Source organism: Actinomadura sp. 3N508, from assembly GCF_044326375.1.
Classification (GTDB): Bacteria; Actinomycetota; Actinomycetes; order Streptosporangiales; family Streptosporangiaceae; genus Spirillospora.
In genome coordinates this window covers 115,957-139,633 of the sequence record NZ_JBIRAX010000008.1, presented here as the reverse complement: position 1 = coordinate 139,633, position 23,677 = coordinate 115,957, and the positions used below count along the sequence as shown (strand labels likewise).

21 protein-coding genes are annotated in these 23,677 nt (G+C 72.1%); 2 read left to right on the top strand and 19 right to left on the bottom strand.

Going from position 1 to position 23,677, the window contains the following annotated elements:
* Positions 1 to 23 precede the first annotated feature (23 nt).
* The 13 genes from ftsY to rsmD all read right to left on the bottom strand — a co-directional run bounded on the left by ftsY (position 24) and on the right by rsmD (position 13,174).
* Positions 24 to 1,178, bottom strand: coding sequence for a signal recognition particle-docking protein FtsY (gene ftsY, locus ACH34S_RS27115; RefSeq protein WP_395955624.1), 1,155 nt, complete (start codon positions 1,176 to 1,178; stop codon positions 24 to 26).
* A 98-nt stretch (positions 1,179 to 1,276) separates the two neighbouring features.
* Positions 1,277 to 1,945: a DivIVA domain-containing protein gene (locus tag ACH34S_RS27110; protein WP_395955623.1), complete on the bottom strand. Its 669-nt coding sequence runs from the start codon at positions 1,943 to 1,945 to the stop codon at positions 1,277 to 1,279.
* Between the two features lie 5 nt (positions 1,946 to 1,950).
* Positions 1,951 to 3,165 (bottom strand): globin domain-containing protein, encoded by a 1,215-nt coding sequence (locus tag ACH34S_RS27105; protein ID WP_395955622.1) that lies wholly within the window; start codon positions 3,163 to 3,165, stop codon positions 1,951 to 1,953.
* A 4-nt stretch (positions 3,166 to 3,169) separates the two neighbouring features.
* Positions 3,170 to 3,577 (bottom strand): globin domain-containing protein, encoded by a 408-nt coding sequence (locus ACH34S_RS27100; RefSeq protein WP_395955621.1) that lies wholly within the window; start codon positions 3,575 to 3,577, stop codon positions 3,170 to 3,172.
* Positions 3,578 to 3,888: 311 nt separating this feature from the next.
* Positions 3,889 to 7,575: a chromosome segregation protein SMC gene (smc, locus tag ACH34S_RS27095; RefSeq protein ID WP_395955620.1), complete on the bottom strand. Its 3,687-nt coding sequence runs from the start codon at positions 7,573 to 7,575 to the stop codon at positions 3,889 to 3,891.
* A gap of 740 nt (positions 7,576 to 8,315) precedes the next feature.
* Entirely contained in the window at positions 8,316 to 8,513 is a 198-nt protein-coding gene (locus ACH34S_RS27090; protein ID WP_131967557.1) for a hypothetical protein, read from the bottom strand.
* A 179-nt stretch (positions 8,514 to 8,692) separates the two neighbouring features.
* Positions 8,693 to 8,992, bottom strand: a complete 300-nt coding sequence (locus ACH34S_RS27085) for an acylphosphatase (RefSeq protein ID WP_395955873.1) — start codon at positions 8,990 to 8,992, stop codon at positions 8,693 to 8,695.
* A 32-nt stretch (positions 8,993 to 9,024) separates the two neighbouring features.
* Positions 9,025 to 9,918, bottom strand: coding sequence for a bifunctional DNA-formamidopyrimidine glycosylase/DNA-(apurinic or apyrimidinic site) lyase (gene mutM, locus ACH34S_RS27080; RefSeq protein WP_395955619.1), 894 nt, complete (start codon positions 9,916 to 9,918; stop codon positions 9,025 to 9,027).
* Positions 9,911 to 10,711: a ribonuclease III gene (rnc, locus tag ACH34S_RS27075; RefSeq protein ID WP_395955618.1), complete on the bottom strand. Its 801-nt coding sequence runs from the start codon at positions 10,709 to 10,711 to the stop codon at positions 9,911 to 9,913. The genes mutM and rnc overlap by 8 nt, the downstream gene beginning before the upstream one ends.
* Positions 10,712 to 11,058: 347 nt before the next feature.
* Positions 11,059 to 11,238 carry a 50S ribosomal protein L32 gene (gene rpmF, locus ACH34S_RS27070; RefSeq protein WP_138648437.1) on the bottom strand — a complete coding sequence of 60 codons (180 nt, stop codon included), beginning with the start codon at positions 11,236 to 11,238 and terminating at the stop codon, positions 11,059 to 11,061.
* 1 nt (position 11,239) lies between these two features.
* A complete protein-coding gene (locus ACH34S_RS27065; protein ID WP_395955617.1) occupies positions 11,240 to 11,887 on the bottom strand; it encodes a YceD family protein in 648 nt (215 codons plus the stop codon).
* 121 nt (positions 11,888 to 12,008) lie between these two features.
* Entirely contained in the window at positions 12,009 to 12,488 is a 480-nt protein-coding gene (coaD, locus tag ACH34S_RS27060) for a pantetheine-phosphate adenylyltransferase (RefSeq protein ID WP_395955616.1), read from the bottom strand.
* Between the two features lie 116 nt (positions 12,489 to 12,604).
* Positions 12,605 to 13,174, bottom strand: coding sequence for a 16S rRNA (guanine(966)-N(2))-methyltransferase RsmD (rsmD, locus tag ACH34S_RS27055; protein WP_395955615.1), 570 nt, complete (start codon positions 13,172 to 13,174; stop codon positions 12,605 to 12,607).
* A 215-nt stretch (positions 13,175 to 13,389) separates the two neighbouring features.
* On the opposite strand from rsmD, the gene ACH34S_RS27050 reads away from it, so the two are divergent.
* On the top strand, positions 13,390 to 14,097 hold the full coding sequence (locus ACH34S_RS27050) for an LPXTG cell wall anchor domain-containing protein (protein ID WP_395955614.1): 708 nt from the start codon (positions 13,390 to 13,392) through the stop codon (positions 14,095 to 14,097).
* A 63-nt stretch (positions 14,098 to 14,160) separates the two neighbouring features.
* On the opposite strand, the gene ACH34S_RS27045 is transcribed toward ACH34S_RS27050, so the two are convergent.
* The 3 genes from ACH34S_RS27045 to ACH34S_RS27035 all read right to left on the bottom strand — a co-directional run bounded on the left by ACH34S_RS27045 (position 14,161) and on the right by ACH34S_RS27035 (position 20,298).
* Positions 14,161 to 15,948: a serine/threonine protein kinase gene (locus ACH34S_RS27045; protein WP_395955613.1), complete on the bottom strand. Its 1,788-nt coding sequence runs from the start codon at positions 15,946 to 15,948 to the stop codon at positions 14,161 to 14,163.
* Between the two features lie 451 nt (positions 15,949 to 16,399).
* Entirely contained in the window at positions 16,400 to 18,589 is a 2,190-nt protein-coding gene (recG, locus tag ACH34S_RS27040; protein WP_395955612.1) for an ATP-dependent DNA helicase RecG, read from the bottom strand.
* 104 nt (positions 18,590 to 18,693) lie between these two features.
* Positions 18,694 to 20,298, bottom strand: a complete 1,605-nt coding sequence (locus ACH34S_RS27035) for a DAK2 domain-containing protein (RefSeq protein WP_395955611.1) — start codon at positions 20,296 to 20,298, stop codon at positions 18,694 to 18,696.
* 233 nt (positions 20,299 to 20,531) lie between these two features.
* Here ACH34S_RS27035 and rpmB point away from each other — a divergent pair, with 233 nt between their 5' ends.
* Entirely contained in the window at positions 20,532 to 20,726 is a 195-nt protein-coding gene (gene rpmB / locus ACH34S_RS27030) for a 50S ribosomal protein L28 (RefSeq protein WP_030164391.1), read from the top strand.
* 68 nt (positions 20,727 to 20,794) lie between these two features.
* Here rpmB and thiD read toward each other — a convergent pair whose 3' ends face one another.
* The 3 genes from thiD to ACH34S_RS27015 form a co-directional block, all read right to left on the bottom strand.
* Positions 20,795 to 21,619, bottom strand: a complete 825-nt coding sequence (thiD, locus tag ACH34S_RS27025; protein ID WP_395955610.1) for a bifunctional hydroxymethylpyrimidine kinase/phosphomethylpyrimidine kinase — start codon at positions 21,617 to 21,619, stop codon at positions 20,795 to 20,797.
* Positions 21,620 to 21,671: 52 nt separating this feature from the next.
* Positions 21,672 to 22,574: a cellulose binding domain-containing protein gene (locus ACH34S_RS27020; protein ID WP_395955609.1), complete on the bottom strand. Its 903-nt coding sequence runs from the start codon at positions 22,572 to 22,574 to the stop codon at positions 21,672 to 21,674.
* Positions 22,575 to 22,674: 100 nt separating this feature from the next.
* The gene (locus ACH34S_RS27015; RefSeq protein WP_395955608.1) at positions 22,675 to 23,595 is read right to left on the bottom strand and encodes a thiamine-phosphate kinase; all 921 of its coding nucleotides are present in this window, start codon (positions 23,593 to 23,595) and stop codon (positions 22,675 to 22,677) included.
* Between the last annotated feature and the right edge of the window lie 82 nt (positions 23,596 to 23,677).

Genomic DNA, 23,677 nt, shown 5'->3' with positions numbered 1-23,677 from the left:
TTTCTGCAATATTGGCCCGCTTTTCAGTCTCCCAGGATGGCGTCGACAAAGGCCTCGGGCTCGAAGGGGGCGAGATCGTCGGGCCCCTCGCCGAGGCCGACGAGCTTGACCGGGACGCCGAGCTCCCGCTGCACCTGGACGACGATGCCGCCCTTGGCCGTCCCGTCCAGCTTGGTCAGCACCACACCGGTGATGTTGACGACCTCGGCGAACACGCGCGCCTGCTGCATGCCGTTCTGCCCGGTCGTCGCGTCGAGGACGAGCAGCACCTCATCGACGGTGGCCTGCTTCTCCACCACACGCTTGATCTTGCCGAGCTCGTCCATCAGCCCGGTCTTGGTGTGCAGCCGGCCCGCGGTGTCGATGATCACCACGTCGACCTTGGTGTCGATGCCCTGCTTGACGGCGTCGAACGCGACGCTGGCGGGGTCGGCGCCCTCGTCCTTGCGGACGACCTGCGCCCCGACCCGGTTCGCCCACGTCTCCAGCTGGTCGGCGGCGGCGGCGCGGAAGGTGTCGGCGGCGCCGACGAGCACGGTCTTGCCGTCGCCGACGAGGACGCGGCCGAGCTTCCCGCACGTGGTGGTCTTGCCGGTGCCGTTGACGCCGACGACCATCAGCACGGCGGGACGCTCCCCGGGCGTGTCGGTGTGCAGCGAGCGGTCCAGATCCGGGCCGATCTGCTTGACCAGCTCGTCCTTGAGCAGCCCGCGAACCTCCCCCGGGCTGCGCGTCCCGAGCACCTGGACCCGCGTCCGCAGGTCATCGGTGACCTGGCGGGCCACGGCGGCACCCAGATCGGCGGTGATCAGAGTGTCCTCGATCTCCTCCCAGGCGTCGTCGTCCAGCGTCTCGCGCGACAACAGCCCCAGGAGGGTCTTGCCGAAGGCGCCCTGCGAGCGGGCCAGCCGCGCCCGCAGCCGCACCAGCCGTCCCGCACCCGGCGGCGGCTTCTCGATCTCGACCGTTGGCCGTGGCGGCGGAACCTCCGTCGGCGGGGCCTTCTCCAAGGTGGGCGCGCCCGCGTCCGCCTCGTCGACGGCGGTGGCGCCGCCGGCCCGCTCGGCCGGACGCTCGGCGGCCGGCCGCTCCCGTCCCCGGCGCGGACGCACCAACATGACACCGCCGATGATCAACGCGACGACCACCAGCGCGGCAATGACGATCAGATATTCCATAGCGCCCCCCAGTTTTCCAGAAGCCGCCCACCCGCGCTGACGGCCCCCTGGAACCCCCGGCCCGGAACGACGCCCTTAAGAGGCGCCGCCAGAGGTGCTCACTGCGGGAGTGAGGCGCGTTCGGAGTTTTCCCATTCGTCGACGTTGCGGAGGAGTGCCTCCAGGTAGGAGCGCAGGTGGGTGCGGTAGACGTCGCTGTAGGTGCGCAGGTAGGCGATCTCTCGCTCCATGGCGCGGCGCTCGTCGTCGGGAAGGGCGCCGCCGCGCGGGCGGGCGGAGGCGCGTGCGTGCTGTTCGGCGGTCCGGACGGCCGCGTCGGCGACGGCGGCGGCCTTGCGGTGGGCGTGTTCCAGCATCTGCTCGGCGCGACCCTTGGCGTCGGACAGGATCGCCTCGCGGTGCAGCCGGGCCTCGTGGGCGAGCTCGCGAGTGTAGCGCTCGGCGTCCGCGACGTACAGGTCGGCGGTCTGCTGGGCCTGCGACAGGATCCGGACGGCCTGGAAGTGCGCGTCCTCGGGCGCCAGCACGGTGCCGTTCGTGCCGTCGGCCGCGGCCTGGGCGCGGAGCCGGTTGACCTCGTCGCCGAGCCTGGCCATGTTCGTGAAGACCTGGACGAGTTCGTGCTCGACGTACGCCAGGAACGCGCGGACCTCCTCCTCGTCGTAGCCGCGGCGGCCGAGCGCGGCCCGGGCGAACTCCACCGACCGGAGCTCGCCCGGGGTCAGCCGCGTGCCCTCGTTGGCGACGGGAAGGTTCGGTGGGTTCAACGGGCTCACCTCTGTGCGTCTGCGAAGGTTTCCAGCCGGATGCGGTCCCGCGGGACGCCGAGCAGCGCGAGCTGCTCGACGGTGTGCCCGACCATCGCGGCGGGCCCGCACACGTATGCGTCGTGGTCGTCCCAGGGGCCGCGCCTGGCCACGACGTCGGACAGGTTCCCGTGCTCGACGTCGCCGTCCCCCGGCGACGACGGTCCGGGCGCGGGTGCCGTCTCGAACCAGGACTGCGGTCCCGCATGCGGGGACGACTGGAGCACGGACGGGAAGCCGTGCCCGCCGGGTTCGTCCGACACGGCGGGGATGACGGTGAGCCAGGGGAACTCGTCGGCGAGCTTGGTCAGGTGCTCCAGGTCGTACAGGCCGTCGCGGGTGCGGGCGCCGAAGAACAGGTGGACGCGCGGCGGCTCGGGACGGCCGGCGATCTGCTCCAGGATCGCCTTGAGCGGGGCGAGCCCGGTGCTGCCCGCGACGAGCAGGATGTCCCGGCCGGACGACTCGTCCAGCGTGAGCGTGCCGACGGGGGCGCCCATCCGGACGCGGTCGCCGGTCTCGGTGCCGCGGACCAGGACGGGGCTGACCGGGCCCCCGTCGATCAGCCGGACGTGGAAGTCGATGGAGTGGTCGGGGCGCGGCGCGTTCGCCATCGAGTAGTACCGCCACTGCCGCAGCCGGGACGGCACCTCCAGGGCGACGGACTGGCCGGGCTCGTACGGCAGCGGCTCGTCCGGCTGGACGCGCAGCACGCAGATGTCGAACCGGCGCCGTTCGACGGCGATGACCTGGCCGTTCCACCAGGCTGGCCGGGTTAGGGCGTCCTCGTCGGCGGCTTCCAGCATGACCTTGCCGACGAGGGTGTAGGCGGCGGTCCAGTCGCTCTCGATGTCCTCGGACCATGCCTCGCCGGAGAAGTGCCGGAGCGTCGCGATGAGGCTGGCGCCGACGTGCGGGTAGTGCTCGGCGACGATCCCGAACCTGCGGTGGTCGCGGCCCAGCTGCTGCAGGAACGGGACGAGGTCGGCCGCGTCGTCGACCTGGGCGACGATGTGCCCGAGGGCGCGCAGCAGCTTGTCGCGCTGGTGGCTCATCCCGATCGGGAACATGTCCCGGAGGTGCGGGTTGCGCACGAAGAGGTCGGAGTAGAAGAAGAGCGCGACGGCGTCGCCCTGCTCGGCGACGAGCGCGAAGTTGTCTTTCAGGCGCTGTGCGTCCACTGGATCAGGAGACGAGCTCCGCGGCGGCCTCCGACATGACCCTGGCGACGAGGCCGTAGGCGGCCCTCCAGTCGCGTTCGAGGTCCTCGGTCCAGCCGGGCCCGGTGAAGTAGGCGAGGGTGGCGATGAGGCTGGCGCCGACGGGCGTGTAGTGCTCGTCGAGGACGCCGAAGGTGTGGTGCCGGCGGCCGAGGTCGCGCAGGAACGGGACGAGCTCGTCCTCGTCGTCCACGGTCGCGACGATCTGCGACAGGGCGCCGAGCAGCACCTCGTGCTGCCGGGTCATCCCGGCCGGGAACATGGACCTGAGCTGCGGTTCCCGCGCGAAAAGGTCGGCGTAGAAATATTCGGCGACCTCGCCGCCGTTCACGGCCACCAGGGCGAAATTGTCTTTGAGTTTCTGCGGGTCCACGAGCATCACCCTTCCAGCGGTTCTCCGCACCGGGCGGGGGTGCCCGGCAACGGGGGAGCCGGAGAACCACGGTGCCTATGGGTAGTGGATGGGTCCAACGCACACAAGCCCGCGAGCGTCGCCGCGCCGTCACGTTCGGTTCATGTTGACCGGGTGGTCCATCCCGTTACCGGCGCAAATGCCCCCGTGCCAAACCGTTATAGGGGACTGAAATTACCTCGGTCCAGATCCGGGGGTCCGTCCGAAATATGGAACATCGGGCGGTGTACCGTTCCAGAGAAAGGTGGCGGGATAACGCCGCCGGACGTAATTCAGGCGCGCTCGTGCAGCCGCTGGCTGACGACCTGGGTGACGCCGTCGCCGCGCATGCTGACGCCATACAGGGCGTCGGCGCCCTCCATCGTCCGCTTCTGGTGGGTGATCAGGATGATCTGGGACGACTCGCGCAGTTCCTCGAAGACGGTGATGAGCCGCTGCGTGTTGGTGTCGTCGAGCGCGGCCTCGACCTCGTCGAGGACGTAGAACGGCGACGGCCGGGCCTTGAAGACGGCGACGAGGAAGGCGATCGCGACCAGCGACCGCTCGCCGCCCGACAGCAGCGACAGCCGCTTGACCTTCTTGCCCGGCGGGCGGGCCGCGACCTCCACGCCGGTGGCGAGCATGTCGTCGGGCACGGTCAGCGACAGGCTGCCCTCGCCGCCGGGGAACAGCCGGGCGAAAATGCGTTCGAATTCGCGGGCGGTGTCGTCGTAGGCGGCGGCGAACACCTGCTGGACGCGCTCGTCCACCTCTTTGACGAGGCCCAGTAGTTCTCGCTGGGTCTTCTTCAGGTCTTCCAACTGCGAGGTCAGGAACGCGTGCCGCTCTTCCAGTGCGGCGAACTCCTCCAGCGCAAGCGGATTGACCTTACCGAGCTGGTTGAGCTGCCGTTCCGCGACTTTGGCACGCTTTTCCTGGACGGCCCTGTCGTAGGGGACGGGCTCGGCGGCACCGCCCTTTTCCCCGTCCGAACCGGATTCTTTTTCGGGGTCCTGCGGGACGGGCTGATCGGGCCCGTACTCCGACACGAGCGACTCGACTTCCAGGCCGAACTCCTCCAGGGCACGCTGCTCGAACTGCTCCAGCCGGAGCCGCTGTTCCGCGCGGGCGACCTCGTTGCCGTGGACGACGTTGACGAGCCGTTCGAGCGTTCCGGACAGCTCGCGCACCTGCGTCCGGACGACCTTCAGCTCCGCCTCCCGGGCGGCCTTGGCCTGCTCCGCCGCCTCCCTGCGCCGGACGGCGGCGGCCAGGGAGTGGTCGATGCGCTCCAGGGCCGTCCGCGCGCCCTTGAGGACGGCGTCGGCGACCTTGGCCTGCTGCTCGCGGCGGGCGCGGCGCTGCGCGGCCCGGGCGCGTTCCTCGCGTTCGCGATGGGCGCCGCGTTCCAGCGCGTCGGCGCGTCCGGCGATGGCCTGGACGCGCTCCTCGGCGGTGCGGACCGTCAGCCGCGCCTCCATCTCGGTGGCGCGCAGCTCCTGGCAGCGGGCGTTCAGCTCGTCGCGGGCGTCGGTGTCGTGCCCGGCCTCGTCGGCGACCTCCGCGGCCTCCGCCGACTCGGCGAGCCGCATCGCGAGCTCCTCGGCCGCCTCGGTGTCGCGCTCCAGGGACTCGTTGGCCGCGTCGAGGGCCTTGGTCAGCCGCTCCGCCTCGCCGCGCGCGGCCCGGACGTCGGCCTCCAGCCGGGCGGCGCGCTTGGCCTCCTGAGCGGCCTGCGCGTCGAACTCGCGCAAGCGCGCGCGGACGCGGTCAAGCTCCGTCTGGGCCTGGTTCACGGTCGCCTGCGCCTCGGCTGCGGCGGCTTCCGCGCCCTCCAGCGCCGCCTGTGCGGCCTGCTCGCGCTCTATCGACACGCTGAGGTCATCTGCGGCGGCGCTGGCCGCCGTCTCCGCCGCAGCCAGGTCCTCAGCGGCCTCGTCGAGCGTCGCACGCATCTGCAGGAGGCTCTGGCCGCCGCCTGCCGCGCCTCCCTGCGCCCAGTGCGCGCCCACCAGTTCCCCATCACGGGTGACAACCCGCAGAGACGGTTCCCTACGGACGAGCGCAGCCGCCGCTGGGACGTCGTTCACCACGGCCACTTCACGCAGTAGATGCTCAACCGCAGGACGCACGGAATCCGGCACGTGCACCGCGTCGACCGCATAGTCGACACCCGGGACACGACTCCATGCCCCGGCCGCTCCCCCGCCGATGAGCAGCCCGGCCCGCCCGGCATCACGCGACCGCAACAGCGCCAGCGCGGCCTCGGCGGTATCGAGCGACCCGACCGCGATGGCCTCCGCGGCGTTCCCGAGCGCCGCCGCGACCGCCGTCTCGTACCCGGGACGGACGTTCAGCAGCGACGCGACCGTCCCCAGCACCCCGTCGAGCGACCCGTCGGACCCCGCCGACAGCAAGGCCTCCCCGCCGCCGGCGGCGCTCGCCAGCGTCATGTTCAGGGCTTCGATCCGGGCCTGCAACGCCGCGACCCGCTTCTGCGCCGCCTGATCGGCCGACCGGGCCGACCCCACGGCCGACCGGGCCTCCTTCAACGCGCCACGCGGCCCGCCCACCGCCGCCCGCGCCGACTCGGCGGCGTCCTTGGCCGTGGCGAGCGCCTCCTGAGCGGCCTCGTGCTCCGCCGCCAGCTCCGGGTCCTCGACGACCTCCGCCTCGAACGCCTCGAACTCGACCTGCGCGGACTCCGCCCGCTGCTCGGCCTCCTCCCGCGCCTCGGTGAGCCGCCCGATCTCCGACCGTCCCGCCTGCGCCTTGCTCCGCAGCGCCTCGACGCGCCCGCGCAACCGGGCCAGTTCCTCCCGCCGGTCCGCCGCGGCGCGGGCGGCGGCCTGCAGCCTGCGCTCCTCCGCCGCGAGGGCGTCCTCGGCGCCAGACCGCTCCTCGACCGCGCGGGACAGCCCGTCCTGCGCCTCCTCAAGCGCCGCTCGCAGCATGTCCTCCTGCTCGCGGATCTCGGCGGCCTCCCGCTCCATGTCCTCGGGATCGCGCCCGCGCCGCTCCTCCTCGCGTACTTCGGCCGCGTTCCGGTACCGCTCCGCAGCCAGATCGGCGACGCCGCGCAGCCGCTCCTTCAGCGCCGACAGCTGGAACCAGGTGTCCTGCACCTGCGCGAGCCGCGGCGCCTGCTCGGCCTCCTCGGCCTCCAGCACGCCCTCGCGCTGCTGCGCCTCCGCCAGCGCCCGCTCCGTCTCCGTGCGGCGCTCCCGGACGGCGGCCTCGTCCGCGGCCTCCTGCTCCAGCTTCGTCCGCAGCGTGACGAGATCGTCCGCCAGCAGCCGGAGCCGCGCGTCGCGCAGGTCGGCCTGGATGACGGCGGCCTTGCGCGCGATCTCCGCCTGCCGCCCCAGCGGCTTCAGCTGCCGCCGCAGCTCACCGGTCAGGTCCTGGACGCGGGTCAGGTTGCCCTGCATCGCGTCCAGCTTCCGGAGCGCCTTCTCCTTGCGCTTGCGATGCTTGAGGACGCCCGCCGCCTCCTCGATCACCGCCCGGCGCCCCTCGGGCCCCGAATGCAGGACGCGGTCGAGCTGCCCCTGCCCGATGATCACGTGCATCTCGCGCCCGATGCCCGAGTCCGACAGCAGCTCCTGGATGTCCAGCAACCGGCACGAGTCGCCGTTGATCGCGTACTCGCTCGACCCCGACCGGAACATCAGCCGGCTGATCGTCACCTCGGTGTAGTCGATCGGCAGCGCGCCGTCGGAGTTGTCGATCGTCAGCACGACCTCGGCCCGCCCGAGCGGCGCCCGGTTCGCGGTGCCGGCGAAGATGACGTCCTCCATCTTCCCGCCGCGCAGCGACTTCGCGCCCTGCTCCCCCATCACCCAGGCCAGCGCGTCCACGACGTTCGACTTGCCCGACCCGTTCGGCCCGACCACGGCCGTGATCCCCGGCTCGAACTTCAACGTGGTGGACGACGCGAAGGACTTGAAGCCGCGCAGGGTCAGAGTCTTGAGATACACGCGCTTCCAGTCCTCCTCCACAGCTGAAGAGCCGACAACATCCGTCGAACGATACTGCTTCTACTGGGTTTCTCTCCTCCTTCGGCCCTGGCGGCGCTCCATCGTCGACAAACGCGCGCGATCGCTGCATCGCTCCGACTCGCCTGGCGGCTCGCTGCGCGATCAGGTTTCTCGCACGCTCGAAACCTGCCTTCGGACGCGATCGCAAGCATCGAGGTCGTCGCGTGGTTGCTGTGCGGGCTGGGGTCGTTGCGTCCGGTAGTCGGGCTCCGCTGCGGAGTACCCAGATGGTGGCCATTGCCACAAAAACGTCAGACGCGGACGTACCGAAAAAGGGTCGGGATTGACCGAATCTTGACTGGTTCCCGATGTGACGACCTGGGCCTGTATAGAAATGGCGGATGTCCCCGGTTCACCGAAAAGCGTGAACGGCGACGACACCCAATCCTTGGGCGTGGTCAGGCTCGACTGCTTGGGTCTGTACCTCGGCCGGGGTTACGGGTCGGGCGGCCGGAGGCGCCCAGCGCCGGAGGTCGCACGACCCGACGGTCGGTGGGCCGTTTCGCGAGACGCGCCAGCGGCTCGCGAAACGGTTCGCCGACCGTGACGGGGGTTCCAGGGGGTCGCCCCCTGGGCCAACAGGGTCGCCCCCTGGGCCAGCATCGCCCCCCCTGGGCAGGCACAGCTAAGGGACGCCGAGTGGCCGACGTCCCTGTTCACTCTTGGGAAGCAGGCGCCGATCAGGTCAGCGCCGGTTCACGGTCCTTCACCGGAAGCGACATCACATCGTCGTCCGTCGCCGTCGCAAGCGCGTCGTTCTCCGCCTGGAGCCGTACGAGCTCGGCCTCCAGATCACGTACGCGCTGCTGAAGGCGCCGCATCTCCGCGACCATCCGGGGGTCGGGACCGCCGACGTGGCCGAGTAGAGCCTTCGCCATGACTAAGGGTCCTCCACGCTGAGTAACCAGCAGGGATCGCGCACGAGAATCTGCTGAAGTCGGTGCGCGTATCGTCTAGAGTCGCACCGGCCGGTGTCCTGGTCAAGACGCACATCACAGGCCGGTAACAACCTTCCTCTACTAGTTTAGCAGGTATAAACGAGAGCTCCCCACCCGCGTCACCGCTCGTGGAAACCGGGGGGCTCTCCGCGTGGCCCGGTCCAACGCTCCGTGACGCCGGTGACCTTCCCCGGACGGGCCGGTTCGGCGTGATCACCGTTCAGCAGGTCCAGGAGCAGGCGGCACTTGGACCGAGGGCCTTCCGCGACGACCTCCACGCGCCCGTCGTCCAGGTTGGTGGCGCTGCCCGCCAGGCCCAGCTCCAGCGCCCGTGCCCGGACCCACCAGCGGAACCCGACCCCCTGGACGCGGCCGCGCACCCAGGCCGTCAGCCGCACCGTCTCGTCGCCGTCGTCCATCACGTCCCCCGTTCCGGTCATCGGTCCACGCCCTAGTAGCGTCCCCGCCGGGGGCGGGGCTGGCACACGGGACAGCTGTAGGACGAACGATTCATGAACTCGTCCCGGCGGATAGGCGTCCCGCAGCGGCGGCAGGGCTCGTCGCGCCTGCCGTAGGCGTCCAGCGAGCGCTCGAAGTAGCCGCTCTCCCCGTTCACGTTGACGTACAGCTTGTCGAACGAGGTGCCGCCGACCGCCAGGGCGGCGCTCATGACGTCTCGTGCGGCCTCCAGGACGCGCGCGGCCTCCGCCCGGGTCATAGTCTCGGTCGCCCGCGCCCAGTGCAGCTGCGCCCGCCACAGCGCCTCGTCGGCGTAGATGTTGCCGACGCCGCTGATCAGCGACTGGTCGAGCAGCGCCCGCTTGATCCCGGTCCTGCGGCGGCGGAGGGCGCGGAAGAACGCGTCGGCGTCGAAGGCGTCCTCCAGCGGGTCGGCGGCGATGTGGACGATCGGTTCAGGGACGAGCCCCTGACCGCCGACCTTGTCGGGGGCCAGGTCGGTGACCATGAGGTGCCCGAACGTCCGCTGGTCGACGAAGCGCAGGTCGAGGCCGCCGTCGTCGAAGACGATCCGGACGCGCAGATGCTTCTCACGCTCCTTGTCCGGCTCGCCGACGAGCAGCTGGCCGCTCATCCCGAGGTGGGCCAGCAGCGCCTCCTCGGGCGGCCCCGCGCCGTCGGCGCGCAGCGGCAGCCACATGTACTTGCCGCGGCGGCGGGGGGTGAGGACGGTGCGTCCGGCGAGGCGTCCGGCGAAGTCGGCGGGGCCCGCCTCGTGGCGGCGCACCGCCCGCGGGTGCAGGACCTCGGCGGAGGCGATCGTGCGGCCGGTCGTGAACCGCTCCATGCCCTGCCGGACGACCTCGACCTCGGGCAGCTCAGGCACCGGCCTGGGCCGCCTGTCCGTCCTCAACCGTTCGGCCACCCTGCTCGCCGCCGGCCGGCTCTGCCTGGCCCGGAGCGTCCCGCTGGACGACGATCTCGCGGATCTCGTTCCAGGCGGCCTCGGCGGCGTGCTGCTCCGCCTCCTTCTTGCTGCGGCCCTCACCGGACCCGTAGGTCCGGCCGCCGACCCGCACCGACGCGCGGAACGTCTTCTGATGGTCGGGGCCGCTCTCGGCGACGTGGTACTCGGGGACGCCGAGCTCCTCCACCGCCGTGAGCTCCTGCAGCGAGGTCTTCCAGTCCAGCCCGGCGCCGAGGCCCGCCGAACGGGCGATCAGCGCGTCGAACAGCCGGTGCACCAGGGCGGACGCCTCGTCCAGCCCGCGGTCCAGGTAGACGGCGCCGATCAGCGCCTCCAGCGTGTCGGCGAGGATCGAGGCCTTGTCGCGGCCTCCGGTGCCCTCCTCGCCGCGGCCGAGCCGGATGTGGGCGCCGACGCCGAGGCCGCGCGCGACGCCCGCGAGGGCGCGCATGTTGACGACGGCGGCGCGCAGCTTGGCGAGCTGCCCCTCAGGCAGGTCGGGGTGGCCCCGGAACAGGGTGTCGGTGACGACGAGCCCCAGCACCGAGTCGCCGAGGAACTCCAGGCGCTCGTTGGTGGGCAGGCCGCCGTTCTCGTAGGCGTACGAACGGTGCGTCAGCGCGCGTTCGAGCAGGTCGCCGGTCACTTCGACGCCGAGCGCGCCGGTCAGTTCGGTGCGATCCGGAACCGGATCGCTCTTCTTTCCGCTCACGGGCCCTCCTCGCAGGCCGTGTACCGCGCATGGCGCGGTCGCGTCTGGGGCGCGCGGCCTGGACGGCCGGGCCGGCGAGGATGGGCGAGGAGAGGTCCGCGAAGACGAGGTGCGCGCCGGTCGGCTGATCCCGGCGTGCACCACGGCTCCGGGCGCAGTGAACAACCGTCATCGAGCCCCCACCCGCCGTCTTTCAACGGACGAGCTTCGCTCGACGGTTCGTTCAGTCTCCGCGCCGGTCACCACGCCGGCGTCACGCGCCGGGTGGTCGGTTGCCTGGTCCTGCCGCACCGGGGGGCGGCACGCGCGTCGTCCGCGCGGATCCGCCCCCCAGGATGCGTGAAGACTCAGGCCGACGGGGCGATGACCTCGCGCCGGTTGTAGGTGCCGCAGGTCGCGCACGCGGTGTGCGGCAGCTTCTGGTCGCGGCACGTCGGGCACTCGACCAGGTTCGGCGCCGCGGTCTTCCACTGCGAGCGCCGGTGCCGCGTGTTGCTGCGCGACTTCTTCCGCTTCGGGACGGCCACGTCAGCCCTCCTGCTTTCGTTCTCGTCGATCGGATGATGCACGGGAGCCGTTGCTCCCGTCCCCCCGGTCGGGGGACGCCGGCGCCATGTCGCCGGCGAGGTCCTGCAGCGCCGCCCACCGGGGGTCGGCGACGTCGTGGCGGTGCCCGGGACCGGCGTCCGCCAGCCGCACACCGCACTCCGGGCACAGGCCCGGGCAGTCGTCCCGGCACAGCGGGGACAGCGGCAGCGCGAGCAGCACCGCGTCCCGCAGGACCGGTTCGAGGTCGATCAGGTCGCCCTCGAGGCGGAGCTCGTCATCGTCGGCGTTCCCGCCGGAGCGGGTGTCGTCGTAGACGAAGAGTTCCTGGAAATCCGCCTCGAAGGTCGAGGCGATCGGGTCGAGGCAGCGGGCGCACTCCCCCCGGAGGGGGACGGTCGCCGTGCCGGTGACGAGCACCCCTTCCAGGACCGCTTCGAGCCGGATGTCCAGCTCGATCGCGGCGCCTTCCGGGACGCCCACCATCTCGACGCCGAAATTCTCCGGTGCCGGCACGGACAGGTTCTCCTCCCGCGACGACCCGGGTTGCCTGCCCAGAGCTCGGGTGTCGAGCACGAGAGGGGCGTTGGGGTCGAGACGTGACAGTGGATTCCTGCTTTCGTGAGGCATGAGAATGACGGCCACGGTGATGGCCGATGTCCCAGGGTACCGAAGACCCGGCCGTTGACCCAACTCGCGGCCCCGCTCACCAGGGCGGGCCGCCGGTGCGTGTCCTCGTCCTCGCGCGCGGTCAGTCCGACTTGAGCCGCTCGACCAGCCGCTCGTGGACGAGGTCGGGCACCAGGCCGGAGATGTCGCCGCCGAACTTGACGACCTCTTTCATCAGGCTGGACGACAGGAACGCGTATTCGGGGTTCGTCGCCATGAACAGCGTCTCCACGCCGGCGATGCGGTGGTTCATCTGGGCCATCTGCAGCTCGTACTCGTAGTCGCTGACGGCCCGGAGCCCGCGGACGATCACCGGGATGTTCTGGTCCTTGCAGTAGTCGACGGTGAGGCCGTAGAACGTGTCGACCGTGATGTTGCCGTACTCCTTGGTGACCTCGGAGATCATGTCGGCGCGCTCGTCCACGGTGAACAGGCTCTTCTTGTTCTTGTTGATCAGCACGGCGACGACCACCTCGTCGTAGAGGCGGGAGGCGCGGCTGATGATGTCGAGGTGCCCGTTGGTGACGGGGTCGAACGATCCCGGACAGACGACACGGCGCACGGCGAGAACCCCTTCGCTCCCGGTTTCTGACCTGCGGCGCGAACGTACCAAATCGCATTCGGCCCGCTTTTCACCGGGGGTGCGGCGGGTCGTCCCCATACGCCCGGCGTGCCACGTCAGGCGCCTGTGGCGCGCCCGTACCAGAACACGGCCTCGCCGTAGCGGCGGTCGCGTTCGGGTTCGTAGCCGTCCGGCCAGCGCAGGGCCGGGCCGCGGGCGGCGCGCTCGACGGCGATGAGCGCGTCCGGGGCCGTCCAGCCGTGGTCGCGGAGGTCCTCCAGCAGGACGGCGACGGACGCGTCCGCCAGCGCGTACGGCGGGTCGGCGAAGATCAGGTCGTAGGGCCCGCCCGGCGGGGGCTTGCGGACGAGCCGCTCCACCTTGTCCGCGCAGGGGACGGCACCCGGCAGGCCCAGCGCCTCGGCGTTCTGCCGGATCACCTTCATCGCCCGCGGATGCGACTCGACGAGCAGCGCGCGGGCGGCGCCCCGGGACAGCGCCTCCAGTCCGACGGCGCCCGATCCCGCGTAGAGGTCTGCGACGCGCAGGCCGTCCAGCGGGCCGAGCAGGGTCAGCACCGTGGCGAACAGGCCCTCCCTGGCGCGGTCGCTGGTCGGCCTGGTGTCCCGTCCCGGCGGGACGGCCAGCCGCCGCCCGCCCGCGCTGCCCGCGATGACCCTGGTCATCACCCCAGTATCGCGGCGGCCCGGCGGCGCCCGGGCCCGGTGGGCGCGGACGACACGCCTCAAGAGTGCACAACATGGACAGTCAGTGATTGTGAAACTACACCTAAATGCCGCGATCGCTGTTCACACCCACTACTGGACGTGTAAACGTGCTCGCAGGTTGTGCAACCACTTTCCCCTCAGGAGTATCTGTGCATCACGGTAGGAGACTGGCGGTGACGGCCGGCGCGACGGTGCTCGGCATAGCCGCCATGAGCGGCGTTTCACACGCCGAGACCTCCCAGCCCTCCGCCGAGAAGGGCGCCACGTCGAGCTCCCTGCTCAGCCTTGATCTCGGGCCGCGGACGGCCGCCAAGCCGGTCGAGGCCGGCGGTTCGGGCCTCAAGCTCGACCTCGGCCTTGGTCTCGGCGTGGGCGCGCCGAAGGGCGGCGGCAGCGGGGGCATCCGGGTGGACGCGGGTGTGAACGCCTCGCTGAGCGGCGGCTCGGGCACCCGCCAGGGCAACCGGACCACGGCGTCCTCTGCGGAGCCCGGCATATCGGTCGGCGCCAACGCCGGGGCCTCGGTCGGCAACGCGGTTTCGGCGAACGTGTCGGCGAACGCTTGCGTCGGCGGCTGCCAGGCCCCGACGCCGCCCACCCCTCCGACGCCCCCGGCCCCTCCGACGCCGCCGACCCCGCCCAGCCCGCCGAGCCCGGCGCCGCCGGGACAGCCCGGGCCGCCTTCGGGGCCGCTGCTGCCCGAGCTTCCGTCCTCGCCCATGAAGCCGGGCGCGGCGGGCGTCGGCGAGTTCACGCCGCCGAAGAAGCTGCCGATCACCGGAACCGACGCGCTGCCGCTGGCCCTGCTCGGCATCACCGCCATCGCCGCGGGCAGCGCCGCGGTCGCGGCGACCCGCAGGCGCACGGCCCGCGAGTCCTGAGGATCACGCAAGAGGGGCGCCTTCCCGGCCGGAAGGCGCCCCTTCGACGTGCGGAGCCCCGGCTCAGAGGGCCTCGTTGGCGACGACCTTCCAGGTGCCGCCCGTGAGCTGGAGTTGCAGCCGCTGGAGTTCCACCCGTTCCCGGTCGGTGCACTCGCCCTTGCAGGCGCCGACCGGGACCAGCGCCGTCAGCCGGTCCGCCTGCCCGGCCGAGCGCAGCCCGATGTCCAGGGGCGTGCCCGCGGCGACGGCCGGGTGGCGGGCCACCGCGTCGAGCGCCCCGCGCGCCTGCGTGCCCGGCCAGCTCGCGCCCGACACGTCCGCGCGGGGCGAGGCCGCCTTCAGCGAGTACAGGCTGTCGAGCAGCCAGCCGCCGCCCTGCTTGACCATGGTCGCGCGCATCGGATCCTGGAGCCGGCTCGGGTCGGCGTTCTCCGCGCGGACCGTCCGCTGGACGTACGACAGCACGGTGACCGTGCCCGGCGTGGCCGACACCACCGCCGAGTCGACGATCTCCGCGACGACCGAGCCCTTCTTGTCCTTCAGCTCCTCGCGGTACGCGCGGGTCGCGAGCTGGCGGTCGTAGTCGGCGCCGTACCGCGGCGTCGACACCCGGTGCGCCGCCGCGACGTTCTGGTCGAGGGACGCGTGGTCGAAGCTGAGCACCGTCCTGATCGCCTGCGCGGCCGGGTCGACGACGGCGGCCGCCTCGGCGGGCGGCGCGGCGTCCGAGGTGTCGGCCTTCGCGGGCTCCTTCGCCGAACCGCCGGACAGCAGCGCCCACGCCGCCCCGCCCAGGCCGATCGCGAGCACCACCGCCGCGGCGGCCGCGGCGATGCCGAGCCCGCGGCGCCCGCGCCGCGGCGGGACGGTCTGCGGCGTCTGCGCGTAGCCCACCGGGCCGCCCGGGCCGGTCCCGCCCGAGTCCGTCCCCATCAGGTGATCGGCGCGGCCCACGGTCGGCGGCGCCGACGGCGGCGTCCTCGGATCACCCGCGAAATGGGCGCCGGTGCTGAGCGGGCCCAGATCGTCCTCGATCGTCTCGGCGCCGCCGAGCAGGTTCAGCAGCACCCCCTGCGCCTCCGGCCGCCGCGCCGGATCCTTGTCCAGGCAGGACGCGACCACCCCGCGCAGCGACTCCGGCAGCGCCGACAGGTCCGGCTCGTAGTTCAGGATCCGGTGGAACACCGCGGAGATCGTGTCGTTGCCGAACGGGTGCCGTCCCGTCGCCGCGAACAGCATCGTCGCCGCCCACGTGAACAGGTCCACGCCCGTGCCGAGGTCGGTGTCGGTGACCTGCTCGGGCGCCATGTACGACGGCGTCCCGACCACCCCGCTGCCCTTGGACGCCGACGCCCCGGCGATCCGCGCGATGCCGAAGTCGATGACGCGCGGCCCGTCCGGGCCCATCAGCACGTTGGACGGCTTGAAGTCGCGGTGCAGGATGCCCGCCCGGTGGATCGCCGCCAGCGCCGTCACGGTCCCGATCGCCAGCCGGTCGAGGTCCGTGCCGGTCCGCGGGCCCTTCTCGTTCACCAGCCCGCTCAGCGACGGCCCCGGCACGTACTCGCTGACGACGTACGGCAGGTCGCCGGAGATGTCGGCGTCCAGGACCTGGGCGGTGCAGAACCCGGCGACCCGGCCGATCATCCGCATCTCCCGCTCGAACCGCGCCCGCCACTCCGGATCGCGGCTGAACCGGTCGCGGAGCAGCTTCACCGCGGCCTGCTCGCCGTCCTCACGGCGCCCCAGGTAGACGACGCTCTGCCCGCCCTCACCGATCCGCCCGACCAGCTCGTACGCCCCGAGCCGGGCAGGGTCGCTGGGCAGCAATGGACCAACGGCCGCCATGGGAGCTCCTCCGTCGCATGCGAAACCCGCCACGGACCCTGTACCCGCGCGAGCCCCACATCGCCACTTACGATCGGCTATACGTTAGACGCCTGTAACGGCCCATGCGTTCTCCGTTGTCTGTTATCTATCCGGGGGGGGCGACCCCCCGTACCCCCCGGCTGCGCGGCACGGGTCTCCTCGCTCCGGTCGCTGGCGCTCCCTGCGCTGCGGGGACGCGGCGCGCCGGGCATGCCCGCTGCCTTGTTTACCTGGGGGGCGACCCCCCGTACCCCCGGCCGCGCGGCACGGGTCTCCTCGCTCCGGTCGCTAGCGCTCCCTACGCTGCGGGGACGCGGCGCGCCGGGCATGCCCGCTGCGCTCGCTGGGGCTCGCTCCGCGTGCCTGCCCGTAGCCGGTGGTTGAGGTTCAAACTGCCTTGGCTGGGGTTCAGGCCGTCGCCGTGGTGCGGTCAGGTCTTTTCTAGGAAGTTGGCTCGGTCTTCGTCTAGGAGGGTTGCTAGGACCGTTGCCAGGCCGGGGTGGCTTTCTAGGTCTGGGTCTTTCTCGACCAGGGTTGTTGCTTCTTCTCGGGCGTCTCGGATTACTTCCTCGTCCTTTTGGAGGGTTAGGAGGCGGAGGCTTGAGGTGCGGCCTGCTTGGGCGGCGCCCAGGACGTCGCCTTCTCGGCGTTGTTCCAGGTCTAGGCGGGAGAGTTTGAAGCCGTCGGTGGTCGAGGCTACGGCGTCCAGGCGTTCGCGGGCCTTGCTGCCGGGCTCGGCGTCCGTGACCAGGAGGCACAGGCCGTGCAGGGAGCCTCGTCCGACGCGGCCGCGGAGCTGGTGGAGCTGGGAGACGCCGAAGCGGTCCGCGTCCATGATCACCATGACGGTGGCGTTGGGGACGTCCACGCCGACCTCGATGACCGTGGTGGCGAGCAGGACGTCCAGGTCGCGGTCGGTGAAGCGGCGCATCACCGCGTCCTTCTCGTCGGGGTGGAGCTTGCCGTGCAGGACGCCGATGCGCAGGCCGGAGAGCAGCTCCTCCAGTTTCGGCAGCACCTCCATGATGCCGAGGGGCGAGCGGCGGGCCTCGTCGTCGGACGTCATGGCGTCGCCTTCGTCGCCCTCCTGCTCGCCGATGCGGGGGCAGACGATGTAGATCTGGCGGCCCTTGGACGCCTCCTCCTTGATGCGCTCCCAGATGCGGGCGAAGAACGCGGGCTTCTCGGGCGGCACCACGTGGGTCTGGATCTCCGAGCGGCCCGCCGGGAGCTGCCCGAGGACGGACGTCTCCAGGTCGCCGAAAACCGTCATCGCGACCGTGCGCGGGATCGGTGTCGCCGTCATGACCAGGACGTGCGGGCGCCCGCCGCCGGTCTTCTCGCGCAGCGCGTCCCGCTGCTCGACGCCGAAGCGGTGCTGCTCGTCCACGACGACGAGGCCCAGGTCGGCGAACTGGACGCTCTCCTGGAGGAGCGCGTGGGTGCCGACGACGATGCCCGCGGCGCCGGACGCGGCGTCCAGCAGGGCCTGCTTGCGCGCCTTCGCGCCCTGCGATCCGGTGAGGAGCGCTACGCGGGTGGCGTTGTCGGCGCCGCCTAGCTGTCCCGCCTGGGCAAGGTCGCCGAGCATGCCGGTGATCGAGCGGTAGTGCTGCTGGGCCAGGACCTCGGTCGGGGCGAGGAGGGCGGCCTGGCCGTTGTTGTCCACTACCTGGAGCATGGCGCGTAGGGCGACGACGGTTTTTCCGGCGCCCACGTCTCCCTGGAGGAGGCGGTGCATCGGGTGTTCCAGTGCCAGGTCGGCGGCGATTTCGTCGCCGACCTCGCGCTGGCCCTTGGTGAGCTCGAACGGCAGGCGTGAATCGAACTCTGCTTGGAGGCCGCCGAAGGTCGGGGGGCGGGGTGTGGCCGGGAGGGCGGCGGCGGCCAGGCGGCGCTGTGCCAGGGCTACCTGGACGATGAAGGCCTCGTCCCATTTGAGGCGCTTCTTGGCACGGCCCAGTTCTTCCCAGCTTTTCGGGCGGTGAATGCCTTCGTACGCCTCGCGTAGGCCGATGAGGTTGCGGCGGCTCAGGAGGTTGCCCGGCATGGGATCGGCGGGCAGGTCCAGCTGGTCCAGGACGGTGCCCACCGATGTGCCGATCGTCTCGATGGGGAGGTTCTTCGTCGACGGGTAGATCGGGATGATCTCGTCGGCCCACTCCTGCGCGGCCTGCTCGGCGCCCTTCTCGCGGACGACCTTGTACTGCGGGTGCGCGAGCTGCCGGACCGGCCTGCCGCTGCGCGGCCGGTACGTGCTGATCTTCCCCGCGAACAGGCCGCGCGTGCCGGGCGACAGGTCCTTCTCGGGGCGGTAGGAGCCCTTGCGGCCGAAGAAGCTCAGCTTCAGCTCGCCGGTGCCGTCCGTGACGGTGATCTCCAGGACGTAGCCGGGGCTGCGGGAGAGGGTGCGGCCCTGGACCTTCACGACCTCCGCCATGACCGTGACGTGCTCGTCGTCCTGCAGGCCGCTGAGCTGCGTGAGCTCGCCGCGGTGCGCGTAGCGGCGCGGGTAGTGGTGCAGGAGGTCGCCGGCGGTGTGCAGGTCGAGGCCCTTCTCCAGGACCTTCGCCGTCTTGTCGCCGAGGACGTTGCGCAACGGCTCGTCGAGATTCGCCACGCTGTCTTTTCTAGCCCATGGGACCGACCGGCATCACTGAGTAGTTTTCATCCGGCCTTCCCACGGTGCCCTGTACTGCCGGGCCGGCCGAGGATGAGAAATGCTCACTCGACGCCGATGAGGAGCGGGAACTGTTCCTGGCCGCCGTCGTAGACGCCGACCTCCACGTCCGGGTGCGTGTCGCGCAGATGTCCTTCGAGCGCGGCGGCGAGGCCGGGCGGCGCGTACAGGCCGATGATCAGCGTGGCCAGCTCGCCGCCGCCGGCCAGCATCCGGTCCAGGACCTGCCGCGCGACCTCCACGACGCCCGCGCCGACCGTGACAACGTCCGCCTCGATCAGGCCGAGGACGTCGCCGGCCAGGCACGGGCCGGCGGGGGTGTCCGCCGCCTGCTCGGCGACCTCCAGCCTGCCGAACCGGGTGGCGCCGGCGGCGCGGGTCATCTCGGTCACGTCGTCGGCGAAGCGGCGCAGCGGGTCGTGGACGGCGAGCGCCGCCATCCCCTGGACGGCCGCCTTGGTCGGGACGACCGCGATGCTCGCCCCCGCCTCGCGGGCGCGTTCCGCGGCGGCCTCGGCGAGCGACACGACCGCGGGCTCGTTCGGCAGGACGGTCACCTCGTCGCCCGCCTGGAGGATCGCCTCCGCCAGGACCGCGAGCGGCGGCGCCAGGCCGGGGTCGCGGCGGACCACCCGGGCGCCGCACTCCTCGAACAGCGCGGCGAGGCCGTCGGCGGCGGTGACCGCGATCACCGCGCGGCCGGTGTGCGGGGCGTGCGGCTCGCGCGTCCTGGCGTGCAGGTAGGTGACGCGGATCCGGTGCGGGCGGCCCGCGGCGAGGCCCGCCTCGATGGCCGCGCCCGCGTCGTCCACGTGGACGTGAACGTTCCAAAGCCCGTCGCCCCCCACCACGACCAGCGAATCGCCGATGCGGTCGAGCTTCTCGCGGAGGGTGTGGACGGCGTCGTCCTGCGCGTACAGCAGGTAGATGACCTCGTAGCCGGGACCGTTCCGCTGCTGCGGTAGCCCCTGGGCCGGGGTCTGTGGGGTGGTGGTGCGGGCGGGCACCTCGTAGTGCTCGGGGTGCTCGTCGGTGATCTCGGCTACTAGCGCGTCCAGGACGACGCAGAGGCCGGCCGCGCCCGCGTCGACGACACCGCTGCGGGCCAGCACCTCCAGTTGGCCGGTGGTGCGGTGCAGCGCTTGCCTGGCGCCGGTGGCGGCGGCTCGCGTCACCGCCGCCAGGTCGGTCGCGGACGTTTCCGCGGCCGATGTGCATGCGGAAGCGGCGGCGTCCAGGACGCTTAGGATCGTTCCTTCCACGGGATGCTCGACGGCTCCGCGGGCGAGGGTGGACGCGTGTTTCAGCGCGCCCGCGAACTCCGTCCCGCCGGGTGGTGCGTCCAAGGGGCCGAGGACGTCCGCGAGGCCGCGGAACACCTGGCTGAGGATCACACCGGAGTTGCCCCGTGCGCCCAGCAGCGCGCCGTGGGACAGCGCCCGCCAGGTCTCCAGGGCTCCTGCGCCGCCCGGGATCTGGTCCAGCGCGTCCGCGGCGGCGATCACGGTCAGGTGCAGGTTCGTGCCGGTGTCGCCGTCCGGGACGGGGAACACGTTCAGTGCGTCGATCTCCGCCCGGGTCGTGCCGAGCGCCTTCGCGGCGCCCCTGCACCAGCGCCGGACCGCCGCCATGTCGAGGACTTCGCCCACGCCCGCCCCTCTCACCTTTCGCCCGACTCTTCTGTACCGTGTCAGGGCCATTCGGGGGAAGGTGTAAAGCGGGATGTTTCGCAAGCCGATTCGCGTATCCGCTGGGCGGTCGGCTACTCTGATCCGTGCGCCTCGTCCGAGGCGCTCATCAGTGAGCGCCCATGATGCCCGGCTCGCCCCAGCGGCGACGGGCGGCGCTCCGGTCAGAGTTTCGACACCACTTGGAGTTTCCCGTGGCTTCCGTCTGCGACGTCTGCGGCAAGGGACCCGGTTTCGGCATGCGCGTCTCCCACTCGCACCGCCGCACCCCGCGCCGCTGGAACCCCAACATCCAGCGCGTGCGCGCCGTCGTGAACGGCAGCACCAAGCGGATCAACGCCTGCACGTCCTGCATCAAGGCAGGGAAGGTCGTCAAGCCGACGGTCTGAGCACCGCCGGGCAGGGCTTCGGCCGGCTCATCGGGATGGCCCGATGAGCCGGTTTTTTGTGCCTTCGATCAGGTGCGGTGGCGCCAGCCGTGGTCGACGGGGCCGATCCCGGCGCCGAGCGGGAAGCCCGCGGCGATGGCGCCCGTCACGTACTTCTTCGCCTTCGCCACCGCCTCGGGGACGTCGTCGCCGAGCGCCAGATGCGACGCGATCGCGGACGCGAGCGTGCACCCGGTGCCGTGCGTGTGCCGGTTGTCGTGCCGGGGCGCGGTGAACCGGTGCTCGCGCTCCCCGTCGAACAGCAGGTCGGCGGGCTCGCCCGGCAGGTGCCCGCCCTTGATCAGGACCCACTGCGGGCCGAGCGCCTTGACGGCCTCGGCGGCCTCGCGCAGCCCCGCCTCGTCCACCACCTTGACCCCGGTGAGCTGCTCCACCTCGTAGAGGTTGGGCGTGACGACCGTCGCGACCGGCAGCAGCACCGACCGGACGGCCTGGACGGCGTCGGGCGCGAGCAGCGAGTCGCCGTGCTTGGACACGCCGACGGGGTCGACCACGGCGGGCGCGTCCGAGGCGGCGAGGGCCGCCGCGACCGTCTCGACCAGGGTCGTGGACGCGAGCATCCCCGTCTTGATCGCGTGGACGCCGATGTCGGACAGCACGGAGTCGAGCTGGGCCCGCACCGCCTCGGCCGGCAGCTCCCAGTAGCCCTGGACGCCGAGCGAGTTCTGCGCGGTGACGGCGGCGATGACGCTCATCCCGTGCACGCCGAGCGCGAGCATGGTCTTCAGGTCCGCCTGGATCCCGGCGCCGCCGCCGGAGTCGGAGCCCGCGATGGTGAGCACGAGCGGGGGCGCCTGCCGCGTGGCCGGGACGTCGGACGGGGAATGCGTCATGCCGTCCACTTTATGGCTTTATGCCCTGCGGGCGGCCCGGTGGCCGGGCGGCTCAGACGATGGCGCAGGGCTGGCTGTTCAGGATGCAGGCCGACGGCTTGGCGGCCGTGCCCTTCGCGGCGAACACGATCCGCACCTTCGCGCCGGGCGGGATGGCGGTGCGCCCGCGGACGTGGGCGATCTTGCCCGTCTTCACGACGGTGGCGCCGCTGACGGCGGTGACGGACGCGGTGGGGATCTTGAACGCGAGTGCCCACCTGGTGACGGGACGCGGGCCCTTGTTGGCGATCGTGGCCGTCGCCTTGAAGCCGTCCGGGCCCTTGGACGCGACCTTGAAGGCGATGATGAGGCCGTCGTTGCGCCCCGCGCCACGGCTGGCGCGCTCGTTCTCCTCGCGCTGGGAGACCTGGTTGTCGCGGGGGTTGGTCTGCGTGCTGTCCTGCGGCGCGCCGCCCGCGAAGTTGAGCGCGATCTGCTGCGTGCTCAGCGCGTAGGCGACGATCCCGACCGCGATGACGAGCGCCACGATCGGCAGCAGCGGGACGGGGAGCAGCGAGAGGAACTTGAACGGTCCGCGGCCCGGGCCGGGCGGCGAGGCGGGAGCCTCCGGCTCTCGTGCGTCCGGCGGGCCGGGCAGGTCGGGCGAGCCGAACGGGTCTTCGGGTGCGGTGGCGGGGTGGAGGCTGGGAGCGCCCGGGTAGTCACCGGGATAGTCGCCCGGGAGCGGGTCGAACCGGGGCCGGTGCGGCGGCGGGCCGTGCGTGCGGTGGTCGGTGTCGGGCGGCGGGCCGGTCGAGATCCGGTCGTGCGGCGAGACGTAGACGCGGTCGTCGGTCGGCCCGGAGAAGGCGTCGAAGGAGGTGCCCGGCGGAGCGCCGTAGTACGGACCCTGGGACGCAGTGGCGTCCGGTACGGGTTCGTCGTCCGGTTCTTCGCGCCTGGTGTGTCGTCCCATCCCATCCCTCTTCGATCAGAGGATGTATACCAAACCCGTACCAACCGTGCCTACCGGATGCCCCAACCCGCACGGGCTGTCTCGCTCCGTGCATGGCGTCTCACGTCGGGAAATGATCCCACGCGCCGGACGGTGGTTCGTGCCCGTCCACGTGGACTCCCGCCCCCTCGCCGGCGCGTCCGATCACCGTCCAGTGTGGGGGCAGGACGGTGTTCGGGGGGAAGGTTCCGGCGAAGGCGTGGTCCTCGCCGCCGGTGAGCGCGTGCCGCAGCCCGTCCGGGCCGAGGATCTCCGCGACGGGAACGGCCGACGAGTCGATCTCGATCCGGACGCCGCTCCCGGCCGCGATGTGCCCGAGGTCCTGGACGAGCCCGTCGCTCACGTCCAGCAGCGCGGTGGCGCCGTGCGCACGCGCCTCCTCCCCCGCCGCGTACGGGGGCTCCGGACGGCGGTGTGCCGCGATCAGCTCGGCGGGGCCGTCCCGTCCCTCGGTGAGCAGCGCGAGCCCGGCGGCGGCGTGGCCGAGCCGCCCCCGGACGGCCACGACGTCGCCCGGACGCGCCCCGGACCGGGTGAGCGGAGCCGCGCCGCCCAGGTCGCCGAGCGCGGTGATCGCGAGCATGACGCCGGGCGCGCCGACCACGTCGCCTCCCGCGACGGACGCGCCCGCCGCGCGGCACTCGTCGGCGAGCCCGTCGTAGAGCCGTTCGGCCCATTGCGTCTCGGTGTCAGGCGGGGCCGCGAAACCGACGAGCAGCGCCGTGGGACGTGCGCCCATCGCGACGACGTCGGCGAGGTTCTGCGCGGCGGCCTTGCGTCCGATGTCGTAAGGCCCCGACCAGTCGCGGCGGAAGTGCCGGCCCTCCACGAGAAGGTCGGTGGTGGCCACGACACGCCCGTCCGGCGCGGCGACCACGGCCGCGTCGTCGCCGGGGCCGAGCCGCACGTCAGGCCCCTGCGGGAGCCGCCGCGTCAGCCGGGCGATCAGCCCGAACTCGCCTGCGTCCCCGATCGTGCCCATCCGCCCCATCCGCGCCGTTCCCCCGGTGTTTCCCCGTGTTCGCCCCGTGCGCCTGCCGTCCTGTTCGCCACCGTTCGGGACG